Genomic DNA, 24231 nt, shown 5'->3' with positions numbered 1-24231 from the left:
GATCAGCGTTTCAGGCTGCCCATCACATGCATTTCGCAGCGGTTACAGTCAAAACGCAGGCGGAAGGTGTCTTTACCCATCTTGAGTTCCAGCGGCTCGGCCTTGAGACCGGGTACCTCGTTCGGACAGAGGTTCTGGCTATAGCGGATGCAATGCTTGGTGATCATCAGCACCACTTCCCGCTCCTCCTTGTTCGCCTCATAGGCGGGAGCAATCCGCTCCACCCCGTGTTCGCGGAAGAACTGCTCGGCCGCGCTGTTAAGCACATTGCCAAGGTAGGAGAGACGGTGCTGGGGATAGTTGATATCCCGCAGGGCGATACGTCGCTCGGGGCGTTGGTAGCTCGCCACGCGTGCGGCCTCCAGCGCAGCGATGCCATCCCGGCGCAAACCGTTGAGCTGTGATGCGGCGATAAATAGCGGCCTCGTTACTACCAACTCAATCTTGCGCGCCACAAACAGGGTATTGCCGAGCTTGCCAAGTTGATCCCGCGCCTGTTGCAGCGCCCGCTCCGGATTGTCGGCAGGCTGTTTGTCACAGGGAAGCGTCACCGCGGCGCTGATGCCTTGCTCGTCGGTGAGCGTGAGGTTCACGCCCTCATCGCACTCTGCCAGCACCATATCGACCCGGATGCGGCGATCCGCGCTCGCCTTCTCCAGCATCTTGCTGAACGCCTGATCGTGGTTGCGATAGATTTCTGTCCCCACCTTCAGCCCCGGCATGCGTTCTGACAGGAGTAACTGCTTACCTTCGACTTTGTTGAGACGCATCCCCACCAGCTCGTTATTCGGCTTGAAGAAGCCCAAACCGTCGCCGTTGTTGAGGGTGACCTGTTTGCCATCAATCTCGATACCGTCACGGGTCACCTTGGTGACCCGCCCCAGCGGCTCGCCCACATATTTCGGGCTTTTGGTGGAGTCGATCCCCTGCTGGCGACCATGGAGGAAGTAATCGGTGCTGCCGCGGTTGAAGCTCTTTTTGGGGTCAGGCGTGAAGCTGTAGCTGCAACGGCCAGCAGAGGCAGCCACCAGATCGGAGCGACTATCCAGAATGGCGTCCAGCTTCTGGCGATACCAGGCGGTAACGTTTTTGACGTAGTCGAGCCCCTTGAGTCGCCCTTCAATCTTGAAGGAGCGGATCCCCGCCTCGATCAAGGCCTCCAGGTTGTCTGTCTGATCCATATCCTTGAGGGACAGCAGGTGGCTGTCGGCCACCAGCACTTCACCGTCCGGCTTTTGCAGCGAGCAGGGCAGACGGCAGAGCTGGGCACACTCGCCACGGTTGGCGCTGCGGCCGGTACGGGCATGGCTGATATTGCACTGGCCACTGTAGGAGACACAGAGCGCGCCGTGGATAAAGAACTCCAGCTGCACATTGGTCGCCGCGCTGATCTCGCGGATCTGAGCAAGAGACAGTTCGCGCGCCAGCACCACCTGAGAGAAACCCACATCCTGCAGAAACTTCACCTTCTCCGGCGTGCGGTTGTCGGTCTGGGTACTGGCATGGAGCGCGATGGGAGGCAAATCCAGCGCCAGCAGCCCCATATCCTGGACGATGAGCGCATCGGCACCGGCTTCATAAATTTGGTGGGTCAGGCGCCGGGCCTGCTCCAGCTCGTGATCGTGCAGCAGGGTGTTGAAGGCGACAAAGACTTGGGCACCGAAGCGATGGGCGTGGCGCGCCAGCGCTTCGATATCTTCGATGGTGTTGCCCGCAGCGCTGCGGGCGCCAAAGGCAGGGCCGCCCATGTAGACGGCATCGGCGCCATGGTTGATGGCTTCGATGCCGTAGGCTAGGTTCTTGGCCGGAGCCAGCAGCTCCAACCGGTTGTTGTGGCTTAACGGGTGCTTGTTCTGGTGCATGGTCTCGGGATCAGGGCGGACAGCAAATGGGCGCTACTCTAGCCCATTCACCACCCACATGCCTTGATCCCGCTTAAGGTATCTGCGAAATACAGGATTACATAACCACCTTGAGTGCCAGCCCGAGCAGCACCAGCCCGCTCACCTTGTCGATGACAAAGGATTTGGCTTTAAGCCACGCCAGCACCGGCCCGCGCGAGAGCACCAGCGCCACCAGCACGTACCAGACGGCATCGATCCCGCCAGCGGTGAGCATCATGATGCCCCCTTCGCTCCAGCCGGTATCGGCCCGCACAAACTGGCTGAACAGGGCGATGAAGAAGACCGCCAGCTGGGGATTGAGGAAGGCCACCATAAAACCTTCAAAGGCCCCTTGCCGACCGCGCAACTGGTGCACCTCTTCACTCGCTTCACCACTGGCTGGTTTTGCCAGCAGGGCTTTCACCCCGAGCCAGGCGAGAAACGCAGCACCGCCGTAGCGGATCAGATCAAACAGGATCGGGGTCTGGGTGATCAGGATCGAGAGGCCAAGCGCGGTAACCAGCGCATAGATACCAACCCCAAGGCCATGACCGAGTGCGGTGGCAACGCCGTGCCCCTGCCCGCCCTGCACCGTGTTGCGGATGATCAGAGCCAGACTCGGCCCCGGGCTGATGGCCCCCATCACGCAGATTGCGGCCAGTGCCAGCCAACTCGTCAGTTCCATGCATTTCCTCTTTATATGCTCGATATGATGACCTGTATTCAGGGTACGGGCTGAGCCATTATGCCAGTAGTGAAAGTTATGAATAGATTCCATAACCAATGGCTATGGCACCACACAACTGACTGCGGCTAACCGCCGAGATCGAGCAGCTTGCGACTCTCGCCGACGGTACGTTGCAGGTGATCCCGCAGGAATGGGTAGGCCAGCTCGCGAAACCAGCGGTGGGCCGGATCCTGATGGTGGCGCTGATGCCACAGCAGATGATACTGCTGGTCGCGGGTAGCAAAGGGCAGGTCGACAAAGGTGAGCTCATGGCCGCAGGAGAGCTGCCAGGCGATATGAGCCGGGGTGGTCATCAGGCAATCGGTGCGCAGCAACACCTCCACCGCCGCCTGAAAGAAGGGGACTCGGGCAAACCAGCGCCGACTCAGTCCCTGCGGCGCCAATACCTGCTCAACCGGACTGTCCTTGTCGCCACCGCCGCTAACCTGCAGGTGAGGCCAGGCGAGATAGTCATCGAGACTCAGCGCCTTGCCCGCCAGCGGGTGATGACGTCCCATCAACACCGCCAGTCGATCTTCCCCCTGATGCAGACCGCGTATCTGCTCCGGTACCTGCTCGGTGATGGTAGAGACCAGATCGAGCTCGGACTGCCACAGCTGCGGCAGCTGACGTTTGTCCCACAGGCTGTACTCCAGCGCCGCCAACGGCGCCTCTTTGGCGAGCGCGGCGCAGATATCAGGCAGGATATGCTGAGCCACATAATCAGAAGAGGCGAGCCGAAATACCCGCTCGCAGCGGCTCGGGTCAAACCCGGGCGCCTCGTAGAGCCGCTCCAGCGCACCGAGAGAATCCGCCAGCTGGGCAGCCAACTGTTCGGCCCGTGGCGTCAGCAGCCAGCGTTGCCCCTCTCGCACCAGCAACTCGTCATCAAACTCGCTGCGCAACTGGGCAAGCTGCTTGCTGATGGAGGGCTGACTCAGGTGCAGACGCTCGGCGGCGCGGCTGATATTGCGGGTCTCCAGCAGCACCTTGAGGGTCGGCAACAAGTTGAGATTGGCTCTGAGCAAGGAGATACCCTCATCGGTGGCGAAATGCCTATCTTAGGGCAGAGGAGTCCCGCGCTTTAAGCGAAATTTCCTGCCATGTTCAGCGCGTTGCAGCCCTTTGCGACTAGATGGCACAGCTGAGCACCCCGCACATAACCATGACCACAAGATGACAGTGGTTGTCTCGTACGGCATAATTGCACGATTTTCCGCCCGCGGGCGATCCACTTTGAGAAGCGGTAACAAGATGAAATACGCCAATATCACCGGCTGGGGCAAATGCCTGCCTCCCTCCGTGCTGACCAACGATGACCTCAGCACCATCATGGATACGTCAGATGAGTGGATCTATCCGCGCACCGGCATCAAGGCCCGCCGAATCTCCCATGTCAGCACCTCGGATCTCGCCACCCTGGCCGGTCGCCGCGCGCTGGCCTGCGCCGGTCTGGAAGCGAGCGATCTCGATGGCATCATCCTGGCCACCGCCACCCCGGACAACCTGCTGCCAAGTGCCGCCTCTGCCGTGCAGAAGAAACTGGGCGCCGTCAATGCAGCCGTGTTTGATCTCAACGCTGCTTGTACCGGTTTTGTCTACTCCCTCTCGGTCGCCACCTCGCTGGTGCAGACCGGCATGATGAAGAAGGTGCTGGTGATCGGTGCCGAGCGCCTCACCTACCTGCTGGACTGGGCGCGCCGCGATACCGCCGTGCTGTTTGGCGACGGTGCCGGTGCCGTGGTGATCGAGGCGAGCGAGCAGGAGTGTGGCCTGATCGCCAACAAGCTGGGCTGCGACAGCGAAGCGCGAGAGATCCTGCATGTACCGAACTTCGGTACCGATCGGGTGCGTTTTGCCGATATCGATGGGCTGTTCACCTTCAACTTCGAAGGGCCGGAGATCTTCAAACGCGCCGTGCGCGGCATGGGTGAAGCCACCAGCACTGTGCTGGCGCAAGCCGGTATTGCGCCGGAGCAGGTCGACCTGATCGTGCCGCACCAGGCCAATATCCGCATCATCGAGACCCTCGCCAAGCGGATGAATGCGCCGATGGAGAAGGTGATGGTCAACATCGAAAACTACGGCAACACCTCCGCCGCTACCGTGCCCATCGCCCTGTGCGAAGCGCTGGAGCAGGGCCGCGTAAAGCCGAACTCCTATCTGCTGACCGCCGCTTTCGGTGCCGGCCTGACCTGGGGGGCCGCCATCATCAAGTGGGGCGATCGTGTTACCCCTATCAACAAGTGCGAGGCCGAGTTGCCACCCTGCGACCAGAGCGCACTGGAACTGATTGCTCACGCCGTCGAAGGGTGCCAGAAGGCCCACGCCAACGAGGCTTGATCCTCATCAGGAGCCTGAATCCTCAGGCTCCTTTCTCCCACCCCCTTCGCGATACTTTTCTAACCTGATCTCTTGAGGCTCCGGCAATGCCCACCACATCCTGAGCAGAGAGCCAACTTCGGCGTGATGAGCCTGAGCGCATAAACGTGATGAGCCTGAGCGCATAAACGTGATGAGCCTGAGCGCATAAACGTGATGAGCCTGAGCGCATAAAAAAGTCCGGCGCCCCAAAGGGCGCCGGACTTTTTACTGCAACCGGAGAATCCGGTTCAGGAGGACAGATTACTCTGCGGCAGGCGCTTCGGCAGCAACCGGAGCATCAGCAGCCGGGGCTGCATCAGTCGGAGCGTTCGCTTCCTTGATGGAGAGACGTACGCGGCCCTGACGGTCCACTTCCAGTACCTTCACCTTGACCACGTCACCGATAGTCAGGTGGTCAGCCACGTTCTGAACGCGAGCATCGGTGATCTGGGAGATGTGTACCAGACCATCTTTGCCCGGCAGGATGTTGACGAATGCACCGAAATCGGCCAGACGGACAACTTTACCTTCATAGATGCGGTTCACTTCGATCTCGGCGGTGATGGCCTCAATGCGACGGATCGCTTCCATGGCAGCTTCGTTGGCCACAGCGGAGATACGTACAGTACCGTCATCATCCAGCTCGATGTTGGTGCCGGTCTCTTCGGTCAGCGCACGGATCACGGAACCACCCTTACCGATCACGTCCTTGATCTTCTCAGGATTGATCTTGATGGTGTGGATACGCGGTGCGAAATCGGAGATCTGGGCACGGGGAGCCTGGATTGCTTCATCCATCACTTTCAGGATGTGCAGACGAGCACCACGAGCTTGCTTCAGCGCAATCTCCATGATCTCTTTGGTGATGCCTTCGATCTTGATGTCCATCTGCAGCGCGGTCACACCTTCGGTGGTACCGGCTACCTTGAAGTCCATGTCGCCCAGGTGATCTTCGTCACCCAGAATGTCGGACAGCACGACGAAACCTTCTTCTTCCTTCACCAGACCCATGGCGATACCGGCGACGGAAGCCTTGATCGGCACACCGGCATCCATCAGCGCCAGAGAGGAACCACAGACAGACGCCATGGAGGAGGAGCCGTTGGATTCGGTGATTTCAGACACCACGCGCACCACGTACGGGAACTCAGCAGCACTCGGCATCACGGCAGCAACGCCGCGCTTGGCCAGACGGCCGTGACCGATTTCACGACGCTTCGGGCTACCCATCATGCCGGTCTCACCGACGCAGTATGGCGGGAAGTTGTAGTGCAGCATGAAGCGATCGGCACGGTTGCCGGTCAGCTCGTCGATGTTCTGGGCGTCACGCTCGGTACCCAGGGTCGCAACGACCATAGCCTGGGTTTCACCACGAGTGAACAGGGCAGAACCGTGAGCACGGGGCAATACGCCGGTAGCGACAGACAGGGCACGGATCATTTCCGGATCGCGACCATCGATACGCGGCTCACCACGCACTACGCGGCCACGAACGATGCGGCTTTCCAGGCTGTGGAACTCTTCGCCGATCTTCTTGGCATCTTCTTCCACACCGGAAGCGATAACTTGCTCAACCACACGACCCTTGATGGCTGCGATGGTTTCGTAACGGACAGCCTTCTCGGTGATGCGGTAGGCTTCACCCAGTTCGGCGCTCGCCAGCTCGGCAACCTTGGCTTTCAGCGCTTCGTTGACGGCAGGCGGAGTCCAGTCCCACGGCTTGGTGCCGACGGCAGCGGCAAACTCGTTGATCGCATTGATCACGGTCTGCATCTGCTCGTGACCGTATACCACGGCGCCCAGCATGACCTCTTCGGAGAGGATGGCAGCTTCGGACTCAACCATCAGCACGGCGTTGGCAGTACCGGCAACAACCAGATCCAGATCGCTCTGTGGCAGTTCGGTGGTGGTCGGGTTCAGCACATACTGACCGTTCATGTAACCCACGCGAGCAGCACCGATCGGGCCGCCAAACGGAATGCCGGAGATGGCCAGCGCAGCAGAGGCGCCGATCATGGCAACGATATCGGGGGAGACTGCCGGATTCACGGACATGACGGTGGCAACCACCTGAACCTCATTGAAGAAGCCTTCCGGGAACAGCGGACGAATTGGACGGTCGATCAGACGGGAGATGAGGGTCTCGCCTTCGCTCGGACGGCCTTCACGACGGAAGAAACCACCCGGGATACGACCAGCAGCATAGGTACGCTCCTGGTAGTTGACGGTCAGCGGGAAGAAATCACGGCCGTGATCGGCCTCTTTCTTGCCTACGACGGTCACAAATACACAGGTATCGTCCATGCTGACCATAACGGCCGCAGTGGCTTGACGGGCCATCACACCGGTTTCCAGTGTGACGGTGTGTTGACCGTACTGGAATGACTTAACAATAGGATTCACGTGAATTTCCTTTTTACAATTTGGCTCTTTAAATTCGCGCACAAGTATACTTGATTCGATGCAAAAGGTAAGCGTCGACACAAATTCTGTGAGGATGGCAACAAGCCGCTAAAGAGCAATAAAAAAGGGGAACCCGGAGGTTCCCCTTTTCGCGAAATCTGATGGTCGATTAACGACGCAGACCCAGCTTGGCGATCAGAGCAGCATAACGCTCGGAATCTTTACGCTTCAGGTAGTCCAGCAGCTTACGACGCTGGGAAACCATGCGCAGCAGACCGCGACGACCGTGGTGGTCCTTGGAGTGCTCTTTGAAGTGACCTTGCAGATGGTTGATCTGGGCAGTCAGCAGGGCAACTTGCACTTCGGGGGAACCGGTGTCGTTGGCGCCACGAGCGTGCTCGGCAACGATTTGAGCTTTGATCTCAGCATTTAGAGACATGGTATTACTCCAGTACAGTGTTTAAAGGTTCACAGCCAATCTCTAATTCAGCCGTGAAATGAGGGCGGTATGATAATCGTCCCTGCCCATTTTCGCAACGAGAAAGAAGCAAGAGAGGGAAAGAGCACGCCGATACCGCCTGAGGATCACTCCTCGTCGTGATAACGTACCAGTCGCTTGGGGGCGACGCGGCCATCATCATCAATCTCGCCAACCCCGATGAACTCGCGCTCCGGGCCGACCGTCATACGAACCTGACCGCTGTGCGGCGCACCCGCCACCTGCACGGCCTGGCCCTGATTCACATAGGCAGCCACAACAGCCAGCATGTTCACCTCGGGCAAGCTTGCCACGGCAGTATCCATCGGCAGCAACAGGGGATCCAGCTGCTCGCGCGGCGGGATGCTCTCGGCCTTGGCCTGCTCGAAAATACACTCGAGCTGCTCCAGAGTCAGCATCCGCTCGTACGGATAGCTGGCCACCTGGGTACGGCGCAACTGGGTCACGTGGGCGCCACAACCCAGCACTTCACCCAGATCATCCACCAGAGAGCGGATATAGGTGCCCTTGCTGCAGTGCACTTCAAGGCGCACTTCATCACCTTCGAAACTCAGCAGTTTGAGCTCGAATACGGTGATGGGACGGGCTTCACGCTCAATCTCGATACCTTCGCGGGCATATTCGTAGAGCGGACGGCCGTTGTGCTTGAGCGCAGAGTACATGGACGGCACCTGCATGATGGGGCCGCGGAACTGGTCCAGCGCCTCAATCAGAGTACCGACAGCCACGTTTACCGGACGGGTGGAGACCACCTCACCATCGGAGTCGCTGGTGTTGGTGCGCTCGCCCAGTTTGGCGGTCACCTCATAGCGCTTGTCCGCTTCCAGCAGATACTGGGAGAACTTGGTGGCCTCACCGAGGCAAATCGGCAGCATGCCGGTCGCCAGCGGATCCAGCGCCCCGGTATGACCAGCCTTGGCAGCGTTGTAAATCCGCTTGACCTTCTGCAACACATCGTTGGAGGTCAGGCCGGTCGGCTTGTCCAGCAGCAGAATGCCGTGCACATCACGGCCCTTGAAACGACGTCTTCGGGTCATCTCAGGCTTTATCCTCAGTCGTGTCATCCGGTGCGGATTCAGCTTCTTCGTCACGGCCGGATTCGGCCATGCGGCGCTTGTCTTCACGCACAGTGTTGGTCACCAGGTTGGAGAGACGCATCCCCTCGACCAGGGTCTGGTCGTAGTAGAAACGCAGCTCGGGCACCACGCGCAGACGCATGGCACTGCCCAGCAGACTACGGATATATCCGGCTGCTTCGGTCAGACCCTGCAAGCCTTCCTTGATGCGCTCGGCATCATTTTCCAGCTGCAAGAAGGTGACGTAAATTTTGGCATAGTTGAGGTCACGGGACACTTCCACATCGGAAACGGTCACCATGCCGATGCGCGGGTCTTTCACCTCGCGCTGCAGGATCAGCGCGATTTCACGCTGGATCTGCTGTCCGACCCGACGGGTCCGGCTGAATTCTCTGGCCATATTCTATCCTGCGATAAAAGGGGGCCGCGGCCCCCTATTTTGTCTAACTCTCGGCTTACAGAGTCCGTTGGATTTCAACAGTCTCGTAAACTTCGATCTGGTCGCCTTCGCGCACGTCGTTGTAGTTCTTGACCGCGATACCACACTCGTAGCCGTTGCGAACTTCGTTGACGTCATCCTTGAAGCGGCGCAGGGATTCCAGCTCGCCTTCATAGATAACCACGTTGTCACGCAGAACGCGGATACGGTTGGAACGCTTGACCACACCTTCGGTAACCATACAGCCGGCAACGGCGCCGAACTTCGGAGACTTGAAGACGCTACGCACTTCAGCCAGACCGATGATTTCCTGACGATACTCTGGGGCCAGCTTGCCGCTCATGGCCTGCTTCACTTCGTCGATCAGGTCATAGATGACGGAGTAGTAACGCAGATCCAGGCTCTCGGATTCGATAACCTTGCGCGCAGACGCGTCGGCACGGACGTTGAAACCAACCAGGATGGCGCTGGAAGCGGCAGCCAGGGTCGCGTCGGTTTCGGTGATACCACCTACGCCGGAACCCACGATCTTCACCTTCACTTCGTCGGTGGAGAGTTTGACCAGCGCATCGCAGATCGCTTCCACAGAACCTTGTACGTCGGCCTTGATCACCACGTTCACTTCGGACACTTCGCCCTCGGTCATGTTAGCGAACATGTTTTCCAGCTTGGCCTTCTGCTGGCGAGCCAGCTTGACTTCACGGAACTTGCCTTGACGGTAGAGCGCCACTTCACGGGCTTTCTTCTCGTCACGGACAACGGTGGCTTCGTCACCGGCAGAGGGAACGCCGGAGAGACCCAGGATTTCCACAGGCAGGGACGGACCCGCTTCCTTGATCTCGCGACCCAGTTCGTCACGCATGGCGCGAACACGGCCGTACTCGAGACCACACAGAACGATGTCGCCCTGACGCAGGGTACCTTCTTGTACCAGTACGGTAGCAACCGGACCACGACCTTTATCCAGGAAGGATTCGATCACGACGCCGTTGGCCATACCGTCAACCACCGCTTTCAGCTCCAGTACTTCAGCCTGGATCAGGATGGCTTCCAGCAGATCGTCGATACCCTGACCGGACTTGGCAGATACGTGCACGAACTGGCAGTCTCCACCCCAATCTTCGGACATGACGTTGTAACGAGCCAACTCGGTCTTGACGCGATCCGGATCCGCTTCCGGCTTGTCGATCTTGTTGACTGCCACAACCAGCGGCACACCGGCAGCCTTGGCGTGCTGGATAGCTTCGATGGTTTGCGGCATCACGCCGTCGTCAGCAGCAACGACCAGAACAACGATGTCGGTCGCCTTGGCACCGCGAGCACGCATGGAGGTAAACGCCGCGTGACCCGGAGTATCCAGGAAGGTGATCATGCCGCTATCTGTCTGAACGTGGTAAGCACCGATATGCTGGGTAATACCACCGGCCTCGCCAGCAGCAACCTTGGCTTTACGAATGTAGTCCAGCAGCGAGGTCTTGCCGTGGTCAACGTGACCCATGATGGTCACGACCGGTGCACGGGGCTTGGCTTCGGAGGTCTCGTCACGATCGGACAGTACCGCCTCTTCCAGCTCGTTCTCACGACGCAGCACAACCTTGTGACCCATCTCCTCGGCGACCAGCTGAGCGGTCTCCTGGTCAATCACCTGGTTGATGGTGGCCATGGCACCCATCTTCATCATCGCCTTGATGACTTCAACTCCCTTGACGGCCATCTTGTTGGCCAGCTCGGCCACTGTGATGGTCTCGCCGATGACAACGTCGCGGTTCACCACGGCAGCCGGCTTGTTGAAGCCATGCTTCATGGCGTTCGGGGTAGCGACCTTGCCACGTTTGCCTTTACGGGCACGCGGATCACGGGAATTGCGATCATTGCGATCATCATCGCGACGACCCGCCTTTTTCGGGGCCTTGACAGCGGCGGCGGCAGTACGGCGGCTGGTCTCTTCTTTGCGATCCAGCTCGTCTTCTGCAGCTTGCGCATGCTTGTTGGTAGTCAGGTGATAATCGCTGCTCTCTTTTGCACGAGCGGCTTCTTCTTCAGCCCAGCGGGCTGCGTTCTGTTCCGCCATGATGCGAGCCTCTTCGGCTTTCTTCGCGGCGAGTTCTTCAGCTTTTTTCAAAGCTGTCTGTTCCTGTTGGCGCTTCAGTTCTTCTGCTTCGCGCTTGGCCATCTTTTCTGCCTCTTGCTGAGCTGTGCTACTGGCTGCTTTGGCGGGCTGTTGAGCCTGTCGAGCCTTTTGTTGTGCCTCGATCCGCGCCTTTTCCTCAGCTTCACGACGAGCCTGCTCAGCCTCACGGCGAGCCTTCTCTTCAGCGTCGAGGCGAGCCTTCTCTTCGGCTTCGCGACGAGCTTTTTCTTCTGCTTCCAAACGCGCTTTTTCCTCGGCTTCCGCCTGACGCTGTTCTTCTTCCAGCGCCGAGCGTCTTACATAGGTGCGAGATTTGCGAACTTCCACCTGCACTTCTTTGTTCTTGCCGCCGGTTCCCTGAACACTGATGGTGCTCTTGGTCTTGCGCTGCAAAGTCATGCGGGCAGGAGCGGCGACCTCGTCACCTCCATGCTGTTTCTTCAGGTGTGCCAGCAGAGTCTGCTTTTCAGACTCGCTGACCATGTCGTCGGCCTTGCTCTTGCTGATACCGGCATCGACAAACTGCTGGAGAAGACGATCAACCGGTGTGTCGATGTCAGTGGCAAGTTGTTTGACTGATACTTCTGCCATTCATTTTCCTCCGTTTGATCTTACTTAAGACTGCTCTTCTCCGAACCAACAGATATTGCGAGCAGCCATAATGAGCTCACCCGCCTTCTCGGCAGTCAGCCCTTCAATACCAGCAAGGTCATCAATACCTTGCTCAGCCAAATCTTCCAGGGTGCCCACGCCGCGGCCCGCCAGAGCGTATGCCAGTTCACGACTCAGACCGTTCAGATTGAGCAGCTCTTCGGACGGCTCGACGCCATCAAAGGACTCCTCTTTGGCCAGCGCCTGGGTAGTCAGGGCATCTTTGGCACGCTTGCGCAGCTCTTCGACCATGTCTTCATCCAGACCGTCGATAGCCAGCAACTCGTTGACCGGTACGAAGGCGATCTCTTCCAGGGTCGAGAAGCCCTCTTCCATCAGCAGACCGGCGAAATCGTCATCGATATCCAGGGTGCTGGTGAACAGGTTCATGATGCGGTCGTTCTCGGCCTGGTGCTTGGCACGCATGTCCTCAACGGTCATCACGTTCAGCTCCCAACCGGTCAGCTGGGAGGCCAGACGCACGTTCTGACCATTGCGACCGATGGCCTGGGCCAGGTTGGCAGCTTCCACGGCGATATCCATGGTGTGGTTGTCTTCATCAACGATGATGGAGGCCACATCGGCAGGTGCCATGGCATTGATCACGTACTGGGCCGGGTTGTCATCGTACAGCACGATGTCTGCACGCTCACCGCTCAGCTCTGCGGAGACAGCTTGCACACGGGCACCACGCATACCGATACAGGCACCGATCGGGTCGATACGACGATCGTTGGTCTTCACCGCAATCTTGGCGCGGGAACCCGGGTCACGGGCAGCGCCCATGATTTCGATCATCTCTTCGCCGATCTCCGGTACTTCGATACGGAACAGCTCTTTCAGGAAGTCCGGGCTGGAACGGCTGACAAACAGCTGGGAACCACGGGCTTCTGGACGTACTGCGTAGAGCAGGCCACGGACACGGTCGCCCGGGCGGAAGGTTTCACGCGGCAGCATGTCATCACGGAAGATCACGGCTTCAGCATTGCTGCCCAGATCCAGAATGACGTTGTCGCGGTTGCTCTTCTTGACGACACCACTGATGATGGTGCCTTCTTTATCTTTAAACTGATCAACTACTTGTGAACGCTCCGCTTCGCGCACTTTCTGCACGATAACCTGCTTGGCGGTCTGGGTAGTGATACGGTCGAAGGTGACAGAGTCGATCTGGTCTTCAACATATTCACCGACCTGGATATCCGGCTGATCAATCTGAGCAGCTTCCAGGGTAATCTCGGCGTAAGGGTTCTCCATCGCGGCTTGATCTGCGATTACCAGCCAGCGGCGATAAGTGTCGTAGTCACCGGTCTTGCGATCGATTTCGACCCGAACTTCAATCTCGCCTTCATATTTCTTCTTGGTCGCAGTCGCCAGCGCGGTTTCCAGAGCCTGGAAGATCTTCTCGCGGGGTACCGCTTTCTCGTTGGATACTGCGTCAACGACCAGCAAAATCTCTTTATTCATATCCGATAGCCTCGTTAACCAAAGTTCGGCACTATGTTCGCTTTTTGGATATTGGTGAAAGCCAACACGTCGTCCTTACCATCTACTGTCAGGGTGATCATGTCGCCTTGCACAGCTTTGATTACGCCTTTGAACTTGCGGCGGTTGTTTGTTGCCATCCGAAGCGTTACCGCCGCCTCTTGGCCAACGTATTTTTCGAAATGGGCAACCTTGAACAGGGGACGATCCAGGCCTGGGGAGGATACCTCGAGGTAGTACTCCTCGGTGATGGGATCTTCGACGTCCATGATGGCGCCAACCTGATGGCTGACCTCAGCACAGTTCTCGACAGTCACACCCTGCTCGCCGTCGATATAGACACGCAAGGTGGAGTGTTTACCCGCGCGGATAAACTCAATACCCCAAAGTTCAAAACCCAAGGCAACGACCGGAGCCTCGAGCAGATCGGTCAAACGTTGTTCCAACGTAGCCAAAGTCACCCTCCGAAAAACAAAAAAAGGGCATAAAGCCCAGATAGATATCGATTCAGAGTAAATTGCACATAACAAAAAGCCCCGATGTCAAATCGGGGCTTGGCGCTTTACCCTGATTGTCGCCTCGCAGCGACCGCCTTCCTGAGCGTAGGAAATGCGTGAAATTTGGTTGCGGGGGCCGGATTTGAACCGACGACCTTCGGGTTATGAGCCCGACGAGCTACCATGCTGCTCCACCCCGCGTCCGAAATCGTGCGAGATTATAGCCACTTCACTCTCTCGATACAAGACTGACTGGCTATAATAAACTCGGTTTCCCGAGCTCACTGCTTAATTGGTGCCGTGGGCGGGACTCGAACCCGCACACCCTAGAGCACTACCCCCTCAAGATAGCGTGTCTACCAATTCCACCACCACGGCAAAACTCTTACTCGGGAACGTCAGTATCTTTCTTCACTGGCGCTTTGGTCTGCTCAACCTGTTGGGTTTGTTGCAGATTCTCCCACTCACTACCCTGCTTGACCTTGTTGCTGGACATAGATCCGAGCACCAGGCTGATAACGAAAAACAGAGTAGCCAAGATTGCTGTTGTTCGGGTCAGGAAACTGCCTGAACCACCGGAGCCGAATACTGTGTTCGATGCCCCTGCGCCGAAGGAGGCGCCCATATCAGCCCCTTTACCTTGCTGAATCATCACCAGACCAATCAGAGCCAGTGAAACCAGCAGATAAACGACTAAAAGAATCTCGTACATTTAACTTGCACCCTTTGCCGCTTCAACAATTCCTAAAAACGCATCGCTATCGAGGCTTGCTCCGCCAATCAGTCCGCCATCAATGTCGGGCTGTGCAAACAAATCTCTCGCGTTGCTCGGCGTTACGCTCCCACCATAGATGATTCTAACTTTCTCACCTATTACCGGAGTATCCTCCGCCAAGCGACCACGTATAAAGGAATGAACCTCTTGTGCCTGCTCGGGTGTGGCGCATTTACCTGTACCTACAGCCCAAATCGGCTCGTAGGCGATGATAGCATTATCGAAAGCCATCGCGCCATTTTTCTCTATGACGATATCCAGCTCTTCAGCGATCACCTCGAAGGCTCTTCTCGCCTGCCTAGCCGCACCTGATTCACCTAAACAGAGGATGGGAATCAAGCCTGCCGCTCTGGCTGCCGCAAATTTCTCTGCGACGATAAAACTGGTCTCACCAAAGAGACGCCTGCGCTCGGAGTGCCCTACCAATACGTAACGACACCCTGCCTCAACCAGCATCTGACACGAGATTTCTCCGGTGTAAGCGCCAGTAGCGTGCTGACTCACATTCTGAGCCCCCAACTTTATTACTTTCTGCTCGTTGAGCAGTGAAGCGCTAAAGTCGAGATGCACATGGGAAGGACAGAGAACCACATCTACTTTTCCGTCAACGCCGTTTAGGCATTGACTCGTAAACTGCTCTAACTGCGACCTACTACCGTGCAACTTCCAGTTGGCTGCTACAAACGGCTTGCGATGTCCCATCGGCAACTCCCTTGCGAAAGCGGGGCTGATAATATCCAGAGGATGCTCAGCTGACAAGTGCTATTTTTAAATTTTTGAATCGTTTGAACAAGATACAACCAGGGCGGCTAAAAAGCCGCCCTGGTTGTTCATTAAAACGCCGATTCAACCTGCTTGGCGATGCGCTGAGCCATGTCACGCACCTGCTGTTCATGCTCCCCTTCGACCATGACGCGGATCAGCGGTTCGGTACCTGATTTACGCAATAGTACGCGACCACGACCAGCCAGCTCCTGTTCCACCTTGGCAACCTCAGCCATGACAGCATCAGCGGCCAGCGGATCCTTGCCTTCGGCAAAACGAACATTCACCAGTACCTGCGGGAACTTGTTCATGCCGGAGCGCAGCTTGGCAAGCGGCATCTCGGCACTGCGCATGGCAGTGAGCACCTGCAAAGCGGCTACGATGCCATCACCCGTAGTGGTTTGATCAAGACAGATAATGTGGCCGGAGTTCTCGCCACCGATGCGCCAGCCCTTCTCTTCCATCATCTCCAGCACATAGCGGTCACCCACCTTGGCACGGGCAAACGGAATGCCCAGGGTTTGCAGCGCCAGCTCCAGACCCATGTTGGCCATCAGAGTGCCGACGACACCGCCTTTGAGGCGACCATTGCGCAGAGCATCGCGCGCGATGATATAGAGCACTTCATCACCGTCGATGAGATAGCCGGTATGGTCGACCATGATCAGACGGTCACCATCGCCATCAAAGGCAACCCCCAGATCGGCCTTGCACTCCAGCACCTTGGCAACCAGTGCGTCAGGCGCAGTCGAGCCGACACCATCGTTGATGTTGAGACCATCCGGGGCACAGCCCATTGTGATCACTTCAGCACCCAGCTCGCGGAAAACCGACGGCGCAATGTGGTAAGTAGCGCCGTGGCCACAGTCGACCACCATTTTCACCCCATCCAGATTCATGTGGGAGGGGAAGGTGCTCTTGCAAAATTCGATATAGCGACCGGCAGCATCATCAATGCGCACCGCTTTGCCAAGTTCGGCAGACTCGACACACTTGAGCTCGTGATCCAGCTCGGCTTCGATAGCCAGCTCGACATCATCGGGCAGCTTGGTGCCATCGGCGGAGAAGAACTTGATGCCGTTGTCGTAGAAGGGGTTGTGGGAAGCGCTGATGACGATGCCGGCCTCGGCACGGAAAGTGCGAGTCAGGTAGGCAACCGCCGGCGTGGGCATGGGCCCCATCAGAATGGCTTTAAGGCCTGCCGCGGAGAGCCCCGCTTCCAGCGCGGATTCCAGCATGTAACCGGAGATGCGGGTATCTTTGCCAATCAGCACCTTTTTGGTGCCCTTCTTGGAGAGCACTTTGCCGGCAGCCCAACCCAATTTCATTACAAAATCAGGGGTGATCGGGTATTCGCCAACCTTGCCGCGCACACCATCGGTACCGAAATACTTTCTTGCCATTGTCTGTTCTCTTTATTATTTGGAAATAAAATCTTGTCCCGTCATTGCCAGCCAACCGACGCGCAATGCGTCCATGGTCTCCCGTACATCGTGTACCCTGATGATGCGGGCCCCATGCTGCATGCCGATAAGGGCGCATGCCAGACTGCCCGCCAGACGCTCATCCACCGGACGGCCCAGCAGGTTGCCTATCATAGACTTTCGCGACATCCCCACCAATAGCGGCAAGCCATAATCAAGCAGTTCCTTTTGAGCCGCCAACAGCTGATAGTTGTGTGCAAGGGTCTTGCCAAAGCCATATCCAGGATCCAGCAACAGCTCTTCACGACGGATCCCGACCGCCAGACAAGCCGCAATACGCTCATCAAAGAAGGCGCGAACCTCCCCGATCAGGTCCTCATAGTGCGGCTCGACCTGCATGGTTCTCGGCTGCCCCTGCATATGCATCAGACAGACCGGAACCCGAGCTTCGGCCGCGGCTTGCAGTGCTCCAGGTTCTTGCAGTGCCCGCACATCGTTGATCAGATGGGCACCCACCTTGCAACCCTCCCGCATCACAGCCGCTTTGGAGGTATCGAGGGAGATCATCACATCCAGCTCACGGGCCATCTGCTCCACGACAGGAATGACCCTGTCCAGCTCCTCCTGCTCGCTCACATCGGGCGCACCAGGGCGGGTTGACTCGCCACCGATGTCGATGAGGGTCGCACCGTCAGAGACCATCTGGCGCGCATGGGCCATTGCCCGTTCAAACTGGTTGAAATTACCGCCATCGGAGAAGGAGTCGGGCGTCACATTGAGGATCCCCATCACATGGGGACGATCGAGGGAGAGGCTGAGCCCCTTGCTGGTTAACTGCATTTTCATGTCCATCTGATAAAGAAAAACCCCGGGCAAGCCCGGGGTTTGGAGAGTCACGATTATTTGGCCGGCGCGTCGTTGGCTTTGTCGATAGTGACATCCGCCACCGGTGCAGCCTCATCGGCCGGCTTGGCCTCGGCAGCCACGGTGGAACCGCCTTGCGGGGTATCACCGTGCTCGTCATGCCAGTTGCTCGGAGCACGAACCTCGCGACGCGCCATCAGATCATCGATCTGTTTGGCGTCGATGGTTTCATACTTCATCAACGCATCTTTCATGCTGTGCAGTACATCCATGTTATCCAGCAGGATCTGCTTGGCGCGGTCGTAGTTGCGATCAATAACCTGCTTCACCTCGGCATCGATGATGCGCGCAGTGTCGTCGGACATGTGCTTGGCCTTGGCCATGCTGCGGCCGAGGAACACTTCACCATCTTCTTCCGCATAAAGCATCGGGCCGAGACGCTCGGACATACCCCACTGGGTCACCATCTTGCGTGCGATATCGGTAGCTCGCTCGATGTCGTTGGACGCGCCGGTCGAGACCTTCTCGGCACCGTAGATCAACTCTTCCGCCAGACGACCGCCATACAGGCTGGAGATCATCGACTCCAGATGCTGCTTGGAGTGGCTCCAGCGATCCTGCTCAGGCAGGTACATGGTCACACCCAGCGCACGGCCACGCGGAATAATGGAGACCTTGTAAACGGGATCATGATCCGGAACCACGCGACCAATAATGGCGTGACCGGCTTCATGATACGCAGTCATCTCTTTTTCAGACTCTTTCATCACCATGGAGCGACGTTCCGCCCCCATCATGATCTTGTCCTTGGCCTTTTCGAACTCAGCCATGGAGACCACTCGGCGGCTTTCGCGAGCAGAGAAGAGGGCAGCTTCGTTGACCAGGTTGGCCAAATCCGCACCGGAGAAACCGGGTGTACCACGGGCAATCAGCGCCGGATTGACGTCATCCGCCAACGGAACTTTGCGCATGTGCACTTTCAGGATCTGCTCGCGACCACGGACATCCGGCAGACCGACCACAACCTGACGGTCGAAACGGCCCGGACGCAGTAGTGCCGGATCCAGTACATCAGGACGGTTGGTGGCAGCGATGACGATGATCCCTTCATTGCCTTCAAAGCCATCCATCTCGACCAGCATCTGGTTAAGGGTCTGCTCACGCTCATCGTGACCACCGCCCAGACCGGCGCCACGCTGGCGACCGACCGCATCAATTTCATCGATGAAGATGATGCAGGGGGAGGATTTCTTGGCCTGCTCGAACATGTCACGTACCCGGGAGGCACCGACACCCACGAACATCTCCACGAAATCAGAACCTGAGATGGTGAAGAAGGGCACCTTGGCCTCACCCGCAATGGCCTTGGCCAGCAGGGTTTTACCGGTACCGGGAGGACCTACCAGCAGTACGCCAGTCGGGATCTTGCCACCCAGTTTCTGGAATTTGCTCGGGTCGCGCAGATAGTCGACCAGCTCCTTCACCTCTTCCTTGGCTTCATCGCAACCAGCTACATCGGCAAAGGTAGTCTTGATCTGATCTTCACTCATCAGGCGAGCCTTGCTCTTGCCAAACGACATGGCGCCTTTGCCACCGCCGCCCTGCATCTGACGCATGAAGAAGACCCAGACACCGATCAGCAGCAACATCGGGAACCAGGAGATGAAGATAGAGGTCAGCAAAGACGGCTCTTCCGGCTTCTCGCCCATCACCTTGACGTTGTGATTGAGCATATCGTTGAGCAGCTGGGGATCCGGCGCCGGGATGATGGTGGTGAATCGTTCACCAGTACGCTTGACGCCATTAATGACCTTACCGTCCATCCGCACTTCACGGATCTGATCTTGGGTCACCTCTTTAACGAAGCTGGAATAGTCCAGCTGGCGACTGGTGGTATCGCTGGGGCTGAAGCTATTGAACACCGACATCAATACGACGGCGATGACCAGCCACAGGATTAAGTTTTTCGCCATGTCACTCAAATCAGTAACCTCGCAGACTGACAGTTAACGATGAAGGTTAGGGTACTACAGTTTAAAACCGGTAGCCACAATGTAGACTTCCCGTGATCTGGCGCGGGATGAGTCTGGTTTACGAATTTTAACGGCGGAGAAAAGTTTCCGAATTTCATTCAGATAGGCATCAAAGCCCTCCCCCTGAAACACCTTCACCACAAAACTGCCGTCACTGCGCAATACCTGATGACACATGTCCAGAGCCAACTCGACCAGATACATGGCACGAGCCTGATCCACCTGCTGGGTGCCGCTCATGTTGGGGGCCATGTCGGACATCACGACATCGACCTTGTCGGGTCCGACTCGCTCCAGCAAGGCACCGAGTACAGTTTCCTCCCGAAAGTCCCCCTGCAGGAAATCGACACCGGCAATGGGATCCATAGGCAGAATATCGCAGGCGATGACCCGACCCGATTCGCCAACCTGCTCGACCGCGAATTGGGACCAGCCGCCGGGGGCAGCCCCCAAATCCACTACCGTCATGCCATTTTTCAACAGGCGGTCTTTGCCCTGGATCTCGTCGATCTTGAAAACAGCACGGGAACGCAGCCCCAATTTCTGGGCTTTTTTGACGTATTGATCGTCGAAATGTTCTTTTAACCAGCGGGTGGAGCTGGCGGAACGTTTTTTCTGGGTCATGATAATCGGCTTTAAAAAACCACAAGGGTTATTAGTATTAAGGGCTAAGTGGGGGTAGAATACGCCCCTTTCAACCCTGACTTATGAAGAAATTGCGATGATTCTCAACAATAAACAGAAACAGTACCTCAAGGGCCTTGCCCACAGCCTCAAGCCTGTCGTCCTGCTGGGTCAGCACGGTCTGACCGAAGGTGTACTGGCGGAGATCGATCTGGCGCTGAACCATCACGAGCTGATCAAGGTTAAGGTTGCCTCTGAAGATCGCGAGATGAAACAACTGGTTATGGATGCCATCGTCCGTGAAACAGGCTCTGTAAAAGTACAGAGCATGGGTCATGTGCTGACCATCTATCGTCAGGCCAACGAACCCAAAATCCAGCTGCCTCGCAAGTAAAAGGAAAGAGCATTGCTCTTTCCTTATTTCACTTCTTCCCGAGTCGCTTGCCACAGTAGTCGCCAAGCCCTTAACCTGCGATGAATAGTTTCGGACACGCGCCATGGCTCACCATCCTATTCTGACCGACGATGAACTGACCATGTTGCGGGAGCTGGGATGCTCGGAGGCGACCCACCTTCTGAGCGGACATCTCGACAACCCCATGCTTGGCTTGCTGCAAAAAGCCGAACAGCTGGTATTGGAAGCCCGCTATGCAGGCCATCAGTTGCGATTCCCCCTCACCTTTATCCAGAGAGAAGATGGCTTTGTCGAGCCTCGGCTCGCTGCGCCAGTGATCCGGGAGCTGGGGTTTGCCCAGCCAAGAGCTTGGAGACTTGCCCAGAAAGCGACACTGCAAACAGCTCATGGAGTACTCCAAGTGCTGAGCCTTTCGCTCAATGGCCTCATCGTGGAAGATCTGCCCACAGATATGATGGCGGATACTACCTTGCAGGGAACTCTGCAGATCGCCCCAGAGGCGCCATTTCCCTTGCAGGCCAGGCTGGTGAGACGGGTCAAATCTAATGCAGACCGTGCAACCTGGGCACTCAGTTTCCAGATGAGCGAGGCAAACATAGAGCGACTTCGTCACTGGCTGTTTCAGCGCCATCAGGACACCTTCAACGACGCTTACCAACCAGCCTGAAGCGCAACAAACAGGGGAGCAAGTGCTCCCCCGTCTCATCCCGCATTAACTACATCAGATGTAGGCAACGTCCAAGATTTCGTACTCCACATCACCTGCGGGCGTCTTGACGAGCGCCACATCGTCCACTTCCTTGCCAATCAGAGCGCGGGCAATCGGAGAGTTGACAGAGATAAGGTTCTGCTTGATGTCAGCCTCATCGTCACCCACGATGCGGTAGATAACCTCTTCCTCTGTTTCGCTCTTGAGCAGGGTCACGGTGGCACCAAAGATGATGCGACCATTGTTGGTCATCTTGGTGACATCGATCACCTGGGCATTGGAGAGCTTGGCTTCAATTTCCTGAATGCGGCCTTCACAGAACCCCTGCTGCTCACGGGCGGCATGGTATTCGGCGTTTTCCTTCAGATCGCCGTGCTCACGGGCTTCAGCAATCGCTTCGATAATCTGGGGACGAAGCTCGGTCTTGAGATATTCGAGCTCTTCGCGCAGCTTCTCAGCGCCGCGAACAGTCATCGGAGTATGATTCATAGTCGAAACCTGGGTTGCTTGAAAATAGAAGCTGCGGCTATCTGTCAGGACGCCGCAGCACTCGGTTCGGATGGCGCATCTTAATATGAAGCCAACACAAAATCCATGTCGGCCCCCTGATGCAGATCCCGCTTTATCTGTTGCTCCAAGAAATATTACTTTCCTTCCGGTACCGAAATAGGAGAGGAAATGGTCGGTTTGCCCTGCATGATAGCGATCTCTACCCGTCGGTTCATCCGGCGATTCTCGGGAGTATTGTTGGGCACCAATGGTTGGGAATCGGCCATCCCCTGCACGATCAAGCGTCCCTGATCAAATCCTGGGACCTTGATCATCTGGTGTGCCACCGCCACCGCCCGTTGCGACGACAACTCCCAGTTGGACTGGAACAGTTCATCTTCGGTCGCCACGTTGTCGGTGTGACCGGATATGGTGATTTCACCCGGTACATCCTTGAGCAGGGTCGCGACCTTGCGAATAACCGGCCAGAACTGGGGTTGCAGAAACGCCGAGCCAGCCGGGAAGGAGGCTTTTTCCCTGATCCGGATGATGATCTGCTGTCCCAACGCCTCGATTTCGATGGCACCATCCTGGATCTGATCTTTCATCTGCTCGGCCAGCGCCTTTGCCAGGGTATTGGACTGCTGCTGCGCCTTCTGAGCATCCTGAGCTGTGTCCCCCCCCGTCTGCTTGCCATCACTCTTGTCCTGACCACCTGCCTGCTCGGCCTCACCGGGCAAAAAATCCAGCTCGGTCTGGGTCATGTCCATGGTCTGCTGCATCACGGTATCAATCGGGGTTGGCTCTGGGCGGCCAGGACGGAACTCCTGGGCAATGACAGAAGTTCCCTTCGGAATATCTTTCACCTCAAGGATATTCTGGACCCCGAATGCCTTCTCCATGGACCCCGCAATCTGCTTGAACTTCTGCACATCCATCTCGGCAAAGGAGAGCAACAACACGAAAAAGCACATCAGCAGAGACATGAGGTCGGCGAAGGTCCCCATATAACCGGGCAGGCCGGGAGGCGGGCATTTGCAATCAGACATAGGGCTCCCTATTCACTGCCGTTGTTGCGTTTGGACTGGTTCAGATAGTTCTGCAGCATGGACTGGATCACCCGCGGGTTTTGGCCATCCTGGATCCCCATGATGGCATCGAGGATCAGCGAACGGCTAAGGCGCTCTTCGCCGCTGCGCAGTTCCAGCTTGTCGGCTATCGGGATGGCCAGCATGTTGGCTTCGATCGCACCATACAGAGTGGTCAAGAGGGCTACAGCCATGGCAGGACCGATAGATTTGGGATCACTCATATTGGCCAACATGGCCACCAGACCCACCAGCGTACCGATCATCCCCATCGCCGGGCCAAGATCCCCAAGGGTACGGAACACCTTGATCGCAATGACGTGACGTTCGGCAGTCAACTCGATATCCTTTTCCATCACTGCGCGCACTACATCGGCATCATGGCCATCCACCAGCATATCGATCCCTTTTTTCATGAAGGGATTGGGAATCTCGGCCGCTTCAAGCGCCAGAAATCCGCCTTTACGGGCGGCATCGGCAAGCTCAACGGCTTTAACTATGAGGTCTTCCAGCTTGTCGCCCTTGTACATAAAAGCTTTACCAGCGACCTTAAATGCCATCAGAAACTGGCCTAGGTTGAACTTCATCATGGCGATGAAGATGGAGCCCAATACGGTGATGTAGACCGATGGCATGTCGACGTACATGCTCATGGGGCCCCCCAGCAGCATGCCGTACACCACCACCCCGAAACCCAGCACTATCCCTATCAGACTGCCTAGATCCACGTCCCTACTCCTGTCACCGGTTCTTATTCCCAATTATAGTTTGTTGAATTTTCTGCTATTGCGACCCAAGCGGCAAGCATGCATCCACTGAGAATCATGGTTCATTATCGGCCAGTTTATCGAGAGTTTGAGGAGGCAGCGTTTTTCTGCCTCCCCCCTGTGGAC

General features: G+C 57.0%; 22 protein-coding genes and 2 tRNA genes. 3 read left to right on the top strand and 21 right to left on the bottom strand.

Features of this window, described 5'->3' with window-relative positions:
- Window positions 1-2: 2 nt before the first annotated feature.
- The 3 genes from G5332_RS14310 to G5332_RS14300 all read right to left on the bottom strand — a co-directional run bounded on the left by G5332_RS14310 (window position 3) and on the right by G5332_RS14300 (window position 3638).
- Entirely contained in the window at window positions 3-1862 is a 1860-nt protein-coding gene (locus G5332_RS14310; protein WP_335830779.1) for a U32 family peptidase, read from the bottom strand.
- Between the two features lie 97 nt (window positions 1863-1959).
- Window positions 1960-2568 carry a LysE family translocator gene (locus tag G5332_RS14305; protein WP_042054198.1) on the bottom strand — a complete coding sequence of 203 codons (609 nt, stop codon included), beginning with the start codon at window positions 2566-2568 and terminating at the stop codon, window positions 1960-1962.
- A gap of 128 nt (window positions 2569-2696) precedes the next feature.
- Window positions 2697-3638: a LysR family transcriptional regulator gene (locus tag G5332_RS14300; RefSeq protein WP_421231517.1), complete on the bottom strand. Its 942-nt coding sequence runs from the start codon at window positions 3636-3638 to the stop codon at window positions 2697-2699.
- A 226-nt stretch (window positions 3639-3864) separates the two neighbouring features.
- Between G5332_RS14300 and G5332_RS14295 the strand changes: the two genes are divergently transcribed.
- Entirely contained in the window at window positions 3865-4953 is a 1089-nt protein-coding gene (locus G5332_RS14295; RefSeq protein WP_184234440.1) for a ketoacyl-ACP synthase III, read from the top strand.
- A 282-nt stretch (window positions 4954-5235) separates the two neighbouring features.
- Here G5332_RS14295 and pnp read toward each other — a convergent pair whose 3' ends face one another.
- The 15 genes from pnp to rlmE all read right to left on the bottom strand — a co-directional run bounded on the left by pnp (window position 5236) and on the right by rlmE (window position 20637).
- Entirely contained in the window at window positions 5236-7377 is a 2142-nt protein-coding gene (gene pnp / locus G5332_RS14290; protein WP_216951943.1) for a polyribonucleotide nucleotidyltransferase, read from the bottom strand.
- Window positions 7378-7546: 169 nt separating this feature from the next.
- Window positions 7547-7816 carry a 30S ribosomal protein S15 gene (gene rpsO, locus G5332_RS14285; protein WP_216979371.1) on the bottom strand — a complete coding sequence of 90 codons (270 nt, stop codon included), beginning with the start codon at window positions 7814-7816 and terminating at the stop codon, window positions 7547-7549.
- A 146-nt stretch (window positions 7817-7962) separates the two neighbouring features.
- Window positions 7963-8913 carry a tRNA pseudouridine(55) synthase TruB gene (truB, locus tag G5332_RS14280; RefSeq protein ID WP_245094887.1) on the bottom strand — a complete coding sequence of 317 codons (951 nt, stop codon included), beginning with the start codon at window positions 8911-8913 and terminating at the stop codon, window positions 7963-7965.
- A gap of 1 nt (window position 8914) precedes the next feature.
- Window positions 8915-9352, bottom strand: coding sequence for a 30S ribosome-binding factor RbfA (gene rbfA / locus G5332_RS14275; protein ID WP_005338799.1), 438 nt, complete (start codon window positions 9350-9352; stop codon window positions 8915-8917).
- A gap of 55 nt (window positions 9353-9407) precedes the next feature.
- Entirely contained in the window at window positions 9408-12113 is a 2706-nt protein-coding gene (infB, locus tag G5332_RS14270; protein WP_216951946.1) for a translation initiation factor IF-2, read from the bottom strand.
- 24 nt (window positions 12114-12137) lie between these two features.
- Window positions 12138-13637 (bottom strand): transcription termination factor NusA, encoded by a 1500-nt coding sequence (gene nusA, locus G5332_RS14265; protein WP_216979372.1) that lies wholly within the window; start codon window positions 13635-13637, stop codon window positions 12138-12140.
- A gap of 14 nt (window positions 13638-13651) precedes the next feature.
- Window positions 13652-14110, bottom strand: coding sequence for a ribosome maturation factor RimP (rimP, locus tag G5332_RS14260; RefSeq protein WP_005338809.1), 459 nt, complete (start codon window positions 14108-14110; stop codon window positions 13652-13654).
- 166 nt (window positions 14111-14276) lie between these two features.
- Window positions 14277-14353: transfer RNA gene (locus G5332_RS14255), tRNA-Met, on the bottom strand.
- Window positions 14354-14445: 92 nt separating this feature from the next.
- Window positions 14446-14530 (bottom strand) — tRNA-Leu (locus tag G5332_RS14250).
- 7 nt (window positions 14531-14537) lie between these two features.
- Window positions 14538-14864: a preprotein translocase subunit SecG gene (secG, locus tag G5332_RS14245; protein ID WP_005338811.1), complete on the bottom strand. Its 327-nt coding sequence runs from the start codon at window positions 14862-14864 to the stop codon at window positions 14538-14540.
- Complete coding sequence (gene tpiA, locus G5332_RS14240) at window positions 14865-15629, bottom strand: triose-phosphate isomerase (protein ID WP_043822828.1); 765 nt, start codon at window positions 15627-15629, stop codon at window positions 14865-14867.
- Between the two features lie 131 nt (window positions 15630-15760).
- Window positions 15761-17095: a phosphoglucosamine mutase gene (glmM, locus tag G5332_RS14235; RefSeq protein WP_139434790.1), complete on the bottom strand. Its 1335-nt coding sequence runs from the start codon at window positions 17093-17095 to the stop codon at window positions 15761-15763.
- Window positions 17096-17110: 15 nt separating this feature from the next.
- Window positions 17111-17956, bottom strand: a complete 846-nt coding sequence (folP, locus tag G5332_RS14230) for a dihydropteroate synthase (protein ID WP_421172950.1) — start codon at window positions 17954-17956, stop codon at window positions 17111-17113.
- Between the two features lie 59 nt (window positions 17957-18015).
- Window positions 18016-19962 (bottom strand): ATP-dependent zinc metalloprotease FtsH, encoded by a 1947-nt coding sequence (gene ftsH / locus G5332_RS14225; protein ID WP_216951949.1) that lies wholly within the window; start codon window positions 19960-19962, stop codon window positions 18016-18018.
- A gap of 45 nt (window positions 19963-20007) precedes the next feature.
- Window positions 20008-20637 (bottom strand): 23S rRNA (uridine(2552)-2'-O)-methyltransferase RlmE, encoded by a 630-nt coding sequence (gene rlmE, locus G5332_RS14220; RefSeq protein WP_216951950.1) that lies wholly within the window; start codon window positions 20635-20637, stop codon window positions 20008-20010.
- Between the two features lie 97 nt (window positions 20638-20734).
- Here rlmE and yhbY point away from each other — a divergent pair, with 97 nt between their 5' ends.
- The gene (yhbY, locus tag G5332_RS14215) at window positions 20735-21031 is read left to right on the top strand and encodes a ribosome assembly RNA-binding protein YhbY (RefSeq protein ID WP_033114153.1); all 297 of its coding nucleotides are present in this window, start codon (window positions 20735-20737) and stop codon (window positions 21029-21031) included.
- A 103-nt stretch (window positions 21032-21134) separates the two neighbouring features.
- Window positions 21135-21719, top strand: a complete 585-nt coding sequence (locus tag G5332_RS14210) for a PilZ domain-containing protein (RefSeq protein WP_421172949.1) — start codon at window positions 21135-21137, stop codon at window positions 21717-21719.
- Between the two features lie 54 nt (window positions 21720-21773).
- On the opposite strand, the gene greA is transcribed toward G5332_RS14210, so the two are convergent.
- From greA to pomA, 3 genes are all read right to left on the bottom strand, one after another.
- Window positions 21774-22250 carry a transcription elongation factor GreA gene (gene greA, locus G5332_RS14205; protein ID WP_216951952.1) on the bottom strand — a complete coding sequence of 159 codons (477 nt, stop codon included), beginning with the start codon at window positions 22248-22250 and terminating at the stop codon, window positions 21774-21776.
- 155 nt (window positions 22251-22405) lie between these two features.
- Window positions 22406-23299, bottom strand: a complete 894-nt coding sequence (locus G5332_RS14200) for a flagellar motor protein MotB (protein ID WP_216951953.1) — start codon at window positions 23297-23299, stop codon at window positions 22406-22408.
- Between the two features lie 8 nt (window positions 23300-23307).
- A complete protein-coding gene (gene pomA / locus G5332_RS14195; RefSeq protein ID WP_216951954.1) occupies window positions 23308-24066 on the bottom strand; it encodes a flagellar motor protein PomA in 759 nt (252 codons plus the stop codon).
- Window positions 24067-24231: the final 165 nt, after the last annotated feature.

It is taken from the genome of Aeromonas sp. 603757 (assembly GCF_049171255.1).
GTDB classification, from domain to species: Bacteria; Pseudomonadota; Gammaproteobacteria; order Enterobacterales; family Aeromonadaceae; genus Aeromonas; species Aeromonas veronii_A.
This window is presented reverse-complemented; position numbering and strand designations above follow the sequence as displayed.